11 protein-coding genes are annotated in these 10,641 nt (G+C 51.1%); 1 reads left to right on the plus strand and 10 read right to left on the minus strand.

Annotation, left to right across the window (positions count from 1 at the left end):
* Nucleotides 1–47: 47 nt before the first annotated feature.
* The 4 genes from AC5OW4_RS06330 to AC5OW4_RS06345 all read right to left on the minus strand — a co-directional run bounded on the left by AC5OW4_RS06330 (nt 48) and on the right by AC5OW4_RS06345 (nt 2,845).
* Entirely contained in the window at nt 48–899 is an 852-nt protein-coding gene (locus tag AC5OW4_RS06330; RefSeq protein ID WP_072685496.1) for an SIR2 family NAD-dependent protein deacylase, read from the minus strand.
* Between the two features lie 84 nt (nt 900–983).
* The gene (locus AC5OW4_RS06335; RefSeq protein ID WP_072685494.1) at nt 984–1,781 is read right to left on the minus strand and encodes a protein-ADP-ribose hydrolase; all 798 of its coding nucleotides are present in this window, start codon (nt 1,779–1,781) and stop codon (nt 984–986) included.
* On the minus strand, nt 1,778–2,383 hold the full coding sequence (locus tag AC5OW4_RS06340; RefSeq protein WP_493676777.1) for a 4Fe-4S dicluster domain-containing protein: 606 nt from the start codon (nt 2,381–2,383) through the stop codon (nt 1,778–1,780). The genes AC5OW4_RS06335 and AC5OW4_RS06340 overlap by 4 nt, the downstream gene beginning before the upstream one ends.
* A gap of 60 nt (nt 2,384–2,443) precedes the next feature.
* Nucleotides 2,444–2,845 carry a pyridoxamine 5'-phosphate oxidase family protein gene (locus AC5OW4_RS06345; protein ID WP_072685492.1) on the minus strand — a complete coding sequence of 134 codons (402 nt, stop codon included), beginning with the start codon at nt 2,843–2,845 and terminating at the stop codon, nt 2,444–2,446.
* A gap of 148 nt (nt 2,846–2,993) precedes the next feature.
* On the opposite strand from AC5OW4_RS06345, the gene AC5OW4_RS06350 reads away from it, so the two are divergent.
* Nucleotides 2,994–3,326: a winged helix-turn-helix transcriptional regulator gene (locus AC5OW4_RS06350; protein WP_072685491.1), complete on the plus strand. Its 333-nt coding sequence runs from the start codon at nt 2,994–2,996 to the stop codon at nt 3,324–3,326.
* 150 nt (nt 3,327–3,476) lie between these two features.
* Here AC5OW4_RS06350 and AC5OW4_RS06355 read toward each other — a convergent pair whose 3' ends face one another.
* The 6 genes from AC5OW4_RS06355 to AC5OW4_RS06380 form a co-directional block, all read right to left on the minus strand.
* Nucleotides 3,477–4,985 carry an FAD-dependent oxidoreductase gene (locus AC5OW4_RS06355; RefSeq protein WP_493676778.1) on the minus strand — a complete coding sequence of 503 codons (1,509 nt, stop codon included), beginning with the start codon at nt 4,983–4,985 and terminating at the stop codon, nt 3,477–3,479.
* Nucleotides 4,986–5,056: 71 nt separating this feature from the next.
* Nucleotides 5,057–5,845 carry a MerR family transcriptional regulator gene (locus tag AC5OW4_RS06360; RefSeq protein ID WP_493676779.1) on the minus strand — a complete coding sequence of 263 codons (789 nt, stop codon included), beginning with the start codon at nt 5,843–5,845 and terminating at the stop codon, nt 5,057–5,059.
* A gap of 186 nt (nt 5,846–6,031) precedes the next feature.
* Nucleotides 6,032–7,522 carry a lysine--tRNA ligase gene (gene lysS, locus AC5OW4_RS06365; protein ID WP_072685489.1) on the minus strand — a complete coding sequence of 497 codons (1,491 nt, stop codon included), beginning with the start codon at nt 7,520–7,522 and terminating at the stop codon, nt 6,032–6,034.
* Between the two features lie 432 nt (nt 7,523–7,954).
* A complete protein-coding gene (locus AC5OW4_RS06370) occupies nt 7,955–9,358 on the minus strand; it encodes a hypothetical protein (protein ID WP_195548135.1) in 1,404 nt (467 codons plus the stop codon).
* A complete protein-coding gene (locus AC5OW4_RS06375; RefSeq protein ID WP_072685487.1) occupies nt 9,355–10,239 on the minus strand; it encodes an ATP-binding cassette domain-containing protein in 885 nt (294 codons plus the stop codon). The genes AC5OW4_RS06370 and AC5OW4_RS06375 overlap by 4 nt, the downstream gene beginning before the upstream one ends.
* Before the next feature lie 3 nt (nt 10,240–10,242).
* Nucleotides 10,243–10,641, minus strand: a 399-nt coding sequence (locus AC5OW4_RS06380; protein WP_493676780.1) for a GntR family transcriptional regulator, incomplete at its 5' end; no start/stop codon positions are given.

Raw genomic sequence — 10,641 nt, forward strand, 5'->3', positions numbered from 1 at the left:
CGTCTTCTTTTCAGCACTTCTCTCTCCGCTCAAACGAAGATGTGTAATTACAGCAGGGCAAGAACCTGACCGATATCCTGTTGAATACAGATCGCCTGTTTTGCAAGCTCTTCCGGGCATAGCGCTTCCGTTTTATTGATACAGGCATAAATTGCTTTGGAATTCTGCGCTGTCATCTGCCAGAAAGGGTATTTTATAATCCCCGGCGTGTTCAAGCCCACGCCCAGTTCCAGAAACAAAATTCTTTTGTGCATATGCTGCCGGAGAAATTCACCATAACGCTGTGATGCCGCATGCCAACCTTCATCTTCGACAAATGAGGAATCAATCCGCAGATTCATACTCATCGGTTTGCCGCAGCGGGGACAACAGGGAATCAGCCGGGAGGGGATCCGAAGATGGCTTTGCAACCGGACCATTTCATGCACAAGCACCTCATTGTCATAGGTTTTCTGATGACACGGCACGCTGCATTGCCATAATCCGTAATCTCCCTGCATATAAAACAGCCGGCGGCGGTCAAAACCTGCTTTCTGAAACTGATGGTCGACATTCGTAGTGATCACGAAGTAGTCCTTTCCCTTTACCAGTTCCCATAGTTCTTCATAAACCGGACACTCCGCAGGGCGATAGCGGTTCAGCTCAATATAACGGCTCCAGTAAGCCCAATATTCTTCCAGCGTTGTAAACGGATAAAAGCCGCCGGAATACATGTCCTGAAATCCATACGTATCCGCGAAATCCTGAAAATATTCATAAAACCGGGGACCGGAAATCGTGAAGCCGGCGCTGATGGATAAGCCGGCCCCCGCGCCGATCACAACCGCCTGCGCCTCATTCAGCGCTTTCCGCAAGGCTGTGATGGAATTTTCCACAGTGCTGGCTCGTTGATCTTTCATCGTAAATCTCACCTTTCTGACGTATTGAACGTTCTTTCATCGCTCGGATAGAAGCCGCGGATCCTGTTTTCAGATCAGCAATTTTCACCGGTTGTCTTCCTCTTCAGCGCAGCCCAATCCTGCGCGGTAAAGTCGGGCGTCGTGATCGCGGAACACATTAAATACGACTTTCAACGGTTCGTCATTTTTCCTTAAAAACGTCCGGACCGTACGGATCGCAATCTGCGCGGCAGTCTGGGAAGGAAAATGATATTCTCCCGTCGAGATGCAGCAGAAGACCAGCGTTTTCAGCTGACAGGCGGCCGCTTTCTGTAAACATGCGGTATAACAGGCTGCCAGCTGCTCGCAATGCCGTGAGGTTAGCACGCCGCGGACCTGCGGACCGACGGTATGCAGCACCCACAAAGCCGGCAAATTGAATCCCGGCGTGATTTCAGCCTGACCGACCGGCTCCGGCATATTCTGATTTTCCCTCAAGGTCTGGCATGCCAGCCGCAGCTGAATCCCGGCGGCAGAATGTATCGCGTTGTCAATGCAGCCATGATTGGGTATGAAGCAGCCTAGCAGCGCGTTGTTAGCGGCATTGACGATCGCATCCGCCTTGATTTTGGTAATGTCGCCCTGCCACAAACTGATGTCCGGTTCCAACTCAGGCAACGTGGCGGCGTCGGATATGACAGAAGAATTCAGCTCTGTCTGTAAATAATCGTCCTGAATCCGCAGCCACTTTGGATCCATCGGCCAGGGCGGGCGCACGTTCATCAGACCGCGCAGCAAGCGCTGGCGCTGGGAAAATTGATCGGGGATTTCAATCTGCTCTTCCCAACGCTGTTCTTTCAGCAAAAACCGGATCAGCCAGGTACAGCGTTCATCCTGATTCATGGTTCGCGCACCACTGCGTGCTTCGGGCAATGCAGCTGGCACTGTCCGCAATGCAGACAATGTTCCTGTTGAATCTGCGCCTGCTTACCGATCAACGCAATACACTGCTGCGGACAAACACTCAGACAAACGCCGCAGCCATCGCACTTCGCCGTGATCCTATACCGCATGCCTGCCGGTTCAGCTAGGCCGATCGTAAAGCGCTGGCGGTAAACCGGCCGCGGATTAAGATCGAAAATTTCACCCTGTCCTTCATAAAGCTCAAACATGACCAACGCCTGCCGGGTCGTTCCCGGATAAATCGTCTGCATGTAGGGATTCTGTTGGAAAGCCCGCTCCAGCAATTCCGGATCCGCCGGTCGGACCTTGCCTCGCAGCGAGACGGAAACGCCGGCCTTTACGCCTGACAACGCGATAAACTTCTGCGTTGTCAGCTGATCATAGAAGGCTTTTCCACGCGCCGTTAAAAAGATCGGTTTCCCGTCTTCGATCAACATGATGTCGATCGCACGGGTCTGCGGCCGGCCTTCGTCATCCAGCGTCGCGACGATTACCGAATGAATGTCTTCTTGCAAGAATTTTAAAATATCTTCCTTTTCCATGACTCCGTCCCCTTTCTGTGCTAAAAAGCGGCCGACCTCAACGGTCTGCCGGTTTGTCGATTAGAACGAGTATTCCTGCGGCGGATTACCGGAGAAATCAGCGATCACAGCGTGCGCATCCGCCAGATAGAAGACGACGAAGATCGGATTGTCCGGCGTCTGATACTGACCTTTGACGATCGGATTTTCAAGGCACATTTCCTTAACTACACGGTTATCCTCAAAAACAACTTTACCATTAAGGCGAATCCAGGCATAAGCAGGACTGGCTGCGCTGAGCTCAACGTTGGGATTCGTCAGCATATCCTGATAGACTTCCTTCGTGTTGTTTGTGCAGAACCACAGCTTGCCGTCTTTTTCGCCGGCAAACATGAACGGACGGCACTTCGCCTTGCCATCGCGGCCAATCGTCGCCAGATATTGAACCGGATTTTCGTTTAAGAACTGAATCACTTCCTGCATTTTCTTTTCCTCCTTCAGGTTTTCCACAGAAGGACTTGTGTTTGTCCTTTGTCAGGATTAGAATAGCATTAAAGGGATCAAAACGAAAGTAAGCACTTAATTGTGCTCTAGGTTCCAAAAAGATACTAATGAGGAAAGAAGGAAGATTATGAGCGAAGCAATCCAGGAGAAGCGACTGCCGGCCTGCCCGGTGGAAGTCACTTTGACGCTTATCAGCAACAAATGGAAGGTTCTCATTCTGCGGGATTTACTGCCCGGAGCGAAACGCTTCGGGGAATTGAAGAAGTCGATCGGTACGGTGACGCAGAAGGTTCTGACGGCGCAGTTAAGGGAAATGGAAGCTTCCGGCTTACTGACGCGCACCGTGTATGCCGAGGTGCCACCGCGGGTGGAATACGCGCTGACTGAACTGGGGTATAGTTTAAAGCCGGTGCTCGATGCGATGCAGGCGTGGGGCACGGATTATCAGATGAAGCATTAGTGCAGGAAGGACGATTTCATGGCGAATTTCCCCCCGCTCTGACCTTTGCCACTCTTTTTGAACGTAAAAACGACAGGCCATTATCTGCATCCTGTCGTTTTTAAATAGATCAAATTTAACTTTCGCTGATCAATGCTTAAGCCCGCAGACTTACAGCGCGCCGACGACCTTGCCGGCTTTGCGGCCCCAGTGAATCGCACCCAGCAAAGCGGTTCCCGATCCCGGATAGAACGGACCCACCCAGCCGGCGGACGCCATGCCTGCGGCATACAGCCCCGGAATCACTTCGCCCTGGGTGTTGACGACTTCGCAGTTCAGGGTAATCTTCAGACCGCCGATCGAGCCCAGGTTCATGAACCCTTCTTCAAACGCATAATACGGACCTTCGATGACTTCCAATCCGGTCGCACGGTCAAACTGACGATCCTTCCCGGATTCTGTGATATCCTTGTTCCACTGATCCAGCGTCGCCTGCAGATTTTCGCCGTCGACGTCAATCTGCGCCGCCAACTCCTGCATCGTCGCCCCTGTGAAGGCTTTGCCGGACGCCACCATTTCATCCAGCTTTTCTTTGGTCATGACGGCATTCGGGCCGCAGATCGTGTAGCAGGCGTGATTCGTCTTGGTCATCTCCCGCCACAGTTCGCGCGAAGTCAGAGCATACGTCGTATCTTCGCAGGCGAAACGACGGCCGTATTTATTTACGAAGAAACAGGGCATCAGCGGCGTCTGGCGGTTAATGCCGGCGCTGGTCTTGCCCGTCAGGTCGATGACCCCGCCGAAATGCGTCAGCTGTCCGCCGATCGCCGCCGCCATCCGGATTCCGTCGCCGGTGTTGGTCGGCGCCGCCGCGCAGATCGAATTGGCATTGTCATAATACTGATTCGGACTCAGCGCCTTGCTCATTTCCTGATTGTGGTCAATGCTGGATGTCGCGATGATCACGCCCTTATTCGCTTTGATCGCGATGGTTTTACCTTCCGATAACGCTTCCGCGCCGACAACCTTGCCGTTTTCAACGATCAGCCTGGTCGCTTCCGTGTTATACAAAAATTCAACGCCGCTCTTCTCCGCCGCGTCATGAACCGCGGTGAACATCCCGGAAGCGCCGACGGCTGTTCCATGAATCCGGTCGGCATAATTGCTCTCATCCGCCATCGGCACATGAGCGGAGCCGGTGACATTGGTAAACTCCAACCCCAGACTTTCCAGCCATTCGATATGGCCCGCCGAGCCGGCTGTCATATCCTTGACCAGTTCCTCGTCCAGCGTGCCTTCGCCCTCTTCCAGATAATACTGCGCATGCTTTTCCGCCGTATCCTCCTGATAGCTCGTCAGCTTTTTCTGGGCCGCGGTGCCGGAAGCCTGGATAATCCCGCCGGAACGGATCGACGTGCCGCCGAAGCTTTCCGCTTTTTCCAAAATCAACGCTTTCGCACCGGCCTGGGTTGCTTCGTAACCTGCGCACATGCCCGCGCCGCCAGCGCCTAAGATCAGAACGTCTGTTTCCTTATCCCAGGTCCGCTGTTCCCCGCCGTCCTGGTTTTCAGCTTTCGGCGCTTCATTCGTCGCGCATCCGGCTAATAAACCGCCGACAGCCAGCGTTGCCGCTGACGCGGCCATGCCTTTGATGAAATTTCTTCTTGAACACTCTTTCAAATTCTTTCCCTCCTTGAAAGCAGATCTCGTTCATCCGCTCACAAAGCAAGTATAAACTGATGAACTATTCATCAGTCAAGCGTTTTCAGAGGAATATCGACATAGACGTCGAAATATTCGTCCTCCTGATTGTACTTACTGATCAACAGATAAATGACGAACTCCCGCTGCAGCCGCACCCCCTGGTTTTCCATTGTCTGATAGAGACCGCGCAAGGACGCCTGCAGCTGCGTTTCAAACGCAGTTCCCCCGACGCGAAACGCGCAGAGGCAGCGCTGTTCCGCCGGATAAAAAATAGCCTGTTCCGGTAGCGGAAGCTGAAATTCCCTGGCCCACGCTTCTTTCAGCACCAGTCCCTGCGCCGACTGCGGCCGCAGCGTCACTTTGAAGTCCTGATCGCAAACCGCCGTGAATTCATTGCTGGGCAGCTGCTTATACAACGCCTTCAGCACCGGATCGCCCAACGCTTCCCGTTTGATAAAATAATAAGGTTCCGTCATCAGCAGCATGGGATGATCGCGATAGCTTTCATAGAAACGAAGCAGGTTGATGAAATTTTCCAGAAAGCGCTGTTTCAGCCGCAGCAGGCGGATTTGATCGTCAATCGTCTGCATTTCATTCTGGCAATATTGGAGTTTTTCCTCGTTGTCGCTCTGCCGTGTCAGCGCTTTAATCTCGCTCATGGAAAAGCCGAGACCGCGGTAATGGCGGATATAGGAAAGTGCGACGAAATCCTGAAACGAGTAGGTATGATATTGATTGTCCAGCATTTCCGGATTGAGCAGACCGGTGCGGACATAATAGTTCAAGCTCGTTCGATCAATTTCAAAAGCCCGGGATAACTGGCCGGTTTTAAACATAGGCTTCACCTCTCGGCTATCATTTTACCATTATTCATGATTGAATTATCAGTTTCTTTTATTTCCGGATCCCTTGGGAAACAAACAGGCATGACTGACAAAAATTCCAATGAAACATCCTCCTTGATTCAACAAAAAAAGGAATCGCCTTTGAATCAGCCATTCCTCTTCTGGTTCTGTTTTTTCTTACTCGTTGCGGTTCTTCATGTGCGGGAATAACAGCACCTCGCGGATTGATTCCTGACCTGTCAGCAGCATCACGAAGCGGTCGATGCCGATGCCGATGCCGCCGGTCGGCGGTAAGCCGTATTCCAGCGCTTCAACATAATCGACGTCCATTTCACTGGCTTCCGCGTCGCCCATTTCCTTCAGCTTCAGCTGTTCCTCAAAACGCTGGCGCTGATCAATCGGATCGTTCAGCTCGCTGAACGCGTTGGAATATTCCGTGCCGTAGATCAACAGCTCAAAGCGATCTGTGAATCGCGGATCCTTTGCATTCTTGCGGGCCAGCGGTGAAATCTCTACCGGATGACCATAGACAAACGTCGGCTGCGTGATCTTTTCCTCACAGAACTGTTCAAAGAACAGGTTGATGATATGACCGACCGTGCGTTCATGCGGCTGGACCTCAACGCCGTGTTCCTTAGCCAAAGCCAGCGCTTCCTCAACGCTCATGGCTTTCCAGAAATCAACGCCGGTGACTTCCTTTACCGCGTCGACCATGTGCCAGCGCTTATACGGAGCTTTCAGGGAAATCTGCTTGTCGCCCAGCGTAAAGTCAGTCTTACCGAAGACTTCCATTGCGACGCTTTCAAACAGACCTTCGTTCAGCGCCATCATCCCTTCGATATCGCTGTAAGCCACATACGCTTCCACGGTTGTAAATTCCGGATTGTGCTTCGGATCCATGCCTTCGTTGCGGAACAGGCGGCCGATTTCATAGACCCCTTCCAATCCGCCGACGATCAGACGCTTTAACGGCAGCTCCGTCGCAATCCGCAGATAGAAATCCATATCCAGCGTGTTGTGATGAGTCACAAACGGTCTTGCCGCGGCGCCGCCTAAAATAGGCTGCAGCACCGGGGTTTCGACTTCCATCAAGCCCTGACCATCCAGATAATGCTGGACAGCGCGGATGATTTTCGGGCGCAGCATCGCGATCTTGCGGCTGTCTTCATTCATGATCAAATCGACATACCGTCTTCTGAAACGTTCCTCAACATCCTGCAGGCCGTGGAATTTTTCCGGCAGCGGCCGCAGCGCCTTGGTCAGATGCTCCAGTTTCTCCGCCTTCACCGACAGTTCGCCGGTGTTGGTCTTGCAGACATAGCCTTCGATCCCGACGATATCGCCCAGATCGGCAGCCTTAAACAGCTCGTAAACCTCTTCTCCAACCACGCCCTTGTTGACGACGACCTGAATCTGGCCGTCGCGGTCCTGCAAGTGCATAAAGCCCAGCTTGCCCATCCGGCGCTTGGTCATGATGCGGCCGGCAATGGCGCACGGAATCTTCTTTTCTTCCAGCTCTTCCTGGCTTACTTCGCCATACTCTTCCCGCAGCTGTGCGGAACGGTGCGTGCGCGCAAACGCATGGCCAAATGGATCGATGCCTTTAGCCCGTAGATCCTCCATCTTTTGACGGCGAACCAGTTCTTGTTCTGATAACTTCTGTTCCATTTTCTTTTCCTCCTTTTTGCTAATAAAAAAACTCTCAAATCCGATAGGGACGAGAGTTGTCATCGTGGTACCACCCTAATTCATGATTAAATCGCTTTAATCATCTTAGTGACTGATCGTATCAGTCTGCCCGTAACGCAGGTCTGCGTTGACGCTCCCAGCCTTTATTCGTCCGGATTCTGCATATCCCTTTTCACCAGCCGGGACTCTCTCGCTGCAGCGTTTCCGGATTACTCCTCTGTTCCTCGCGCAAATAATCGTTTAGATTATAGCATTTTCAAATTGTTTGTCAACGGGGGAAATGTCATTTCAGGGCTTAATGAACGCGTTTTACATATTTTCCAGGAAGGAAAACCGGAGCGGATTGAATTTGCGTTTAGCTTATTCTTCATTGGATCGCAGCTTAATTGCCGGAGATAACCTCAAACCAGATTAAAACAGCTTGATGCTCAATCCTTGTAAATAGAAGTAATTTTCCCAGCCCGGATAATCAACACGAAGATAAGTGGAAATCGGAACATCCTGTTCTTCCAGCAGTTCTATCGCCGGTTCCATAATATCCGCATAATAAGGAAGATAATAACTGTATTTATCGTCATGCGTGCGATAAATTATTTGGATCATACCCACCGCGTCTTTCAATCCTTGGCGGCGATACCGCTTATCCGTTTCCACCTGAGCCTGGATCAGGATTTCTTTATCCTCCTTACTTAAACTTGCAGTATTCTCCACGTTAAAGTATTTATAATAGCTTCCGATTTTGCCAAGACCATCATAGTAAGTGATAAAGTAGACGTCTTCGACGGTTGTATGATGGGTCATGCCCCAGCCGCCGCTGACCCGCCACGACCAGAAAATTCCCTGAACCACCAGAAACTCAACGGTCAGTACCAGCAGCATCATTTTGTTGAACTGAATCTTCGAGTAAGAAAGGAAACGGATCAACAAGTAGAGGACAGCTGCCAAAATTACGGAAAGCAGACATTGCTGGGGCCTGACCGCCGTCAACGATCCCCAAATCATCACGCCAGCCGCGGAAGCAAGCGGCATCAGTTTGAATAACGCGCTTTGCTTTAACGTTTTATGCTCGTTTTCTGCTGAATTCTTGGTTACCTGATAGACTGCAGGCAACGCCGCAGCCAGATAAACACCGTCAACAAGCAGACAGCTTCCTAATGAAGGAAATGTAGAGTCGCAAATCAACCCTTTCGCCGCAAGAGTAAACAAACCCGGCAGACATCCGAAATCATGCAGCAGTGTAAAGAATTCCCTGAGTTGATAACGATATGTGACCGTTCCCCGCATAATATCTACAGACGCCGAAACGATAAAGACTGGAGCCAGCGTCCAGACGGCGATCGTCAGCATCGCCTGAAACGATTTGCGGCTGCGCAGAAATACCCAGGCGCAAAAACAAAGATAGATCATCATCGCCAGCATCAGCTGCACCGTTCCATTCCAGATTGAGATCACAGTGGCATGGCGATCAAGCATGAGAATCCCCATGATCAGCCAGGCGATCAGATAAGGAATCAGGAAGACAAGGATTCCAGCTGTTAACCGTGTCAAAATCAAACTTCTTTTCGTCAGCGGCAGTTGATAGTCATGAATTTTTTCCTCCCGCTTCATCGTAAAGCCGAGCTGACGCCGGATCAGGATGATGATGAGCAGCAGCAGATAGATAAAATAAAAGTTAAACAAAAGACTGGCATCGTCCATCATCGTTGGAAAATTAACATAGACGAACGGCATGATCAACAAATCCAGAAGCAGCAGGCAGAGAAACAATTTAAAATCTTTCTTTAACATGGCCGTTAATAATTTCTTATGGATCATTGCAGTTCCTCCCGCTTTTCCAGCTGCGCCAGGAATATTTCTTCCAGCGTACAATCAAAGATTTCAAGAATGACCGGATTCTGCTTCCGCAGCTTCGCTTCCACCTCGTCATGATCGCCGCGCAGAATCGCCTGCGCCATCCGGGAATGAATTTCCAGCTTCAGCAACTCAAGATCCTGAAACATCGCGGGATTGATCGGATGATCAAACGCGAGATGGACTTTAACCAGCTCCTTTTGCGTTTGAAACATGGAGTTCTGATGCAGAATCCGCTTCTTGTCCAACAACGCGTATTCATCGCAGAAATTCTCCAGATCGCTCAGCCGGTGCGAGGTTAATATCGAACTCATGCCTTCCTCAACGGTCTGCGCCGCCAGCTGACCTTGAAGCAGCCGCCGGGCAAACGGATCCAACCCATCAAACACCTCGTCGATCAAAAGCAGCTCCGGGTGCGCCGCCAGCCCTGCGGCCATCAAAACCTGCCGTTTCATCCCCTTGCTGAAAGCGGAGAAAGGCTGTTTCGGATTGAGCTTTAACTGGCTTAACAGATCGTAGAATAACTCCGATTCCAGGGCCGGATAAAATAAGGAAAGATATTCGATCAGTTCCCGGGCATTTTCCGTCTGTGCAAAAACGGGTTCATCCTGAACCAGAAAAATCTTCTGTTTCACCTCCGGATGATCGAGCACCGGCTGTTCTTTCCATGTAATTGTTCCTTCATCGACGGGAATCGCGCCGCTGATACAGTGCAGCAGCGTGGATTTCCCCGCTCCGTTGATTCCGATCAGCCCCAGGATCGAACCGGACGCCAACTCCAAGCTGCAATGTTCCAATACCGTTTGTTCGTCATACACCTTCCGGCAATTTTCCACCCTTAACATGGTTTACCCCTGCTTTCCTTCATAGACTTCCCGGACAATTTTCTGCGCGTCATCCTCAGAGATTCCGGTTTCCCGGCAACGGATTACCGCTTTGCGGAATTCTTCTTTTTGTCTCAAACTTAAAATGGAATGCACATTCTGATCGCTGACAAAAAAACCTTTTTTAGGTTCTGTGACCAGAATGCCTTCGTCTTCCAGCTCCTGATAGGTTTTTACCACCGTATTGGGATTGATCCCCAACTCCCGCGCCAAAATCCGCACCGAGGGCATCCGGTCCTGCGGCTGCAGAACACCCAGACTGACATACCGGATAATTTGTTCCTTCAGCTGTTCATATATCGGCTGACGGCTGTGCTGATCTATTGTAAACATGTCATTCTCCTGTTCGTTCCTTGATTTGGC

The sequence above is a fragment of the Holdemania sp. genome, assembly GCF_986127675.1.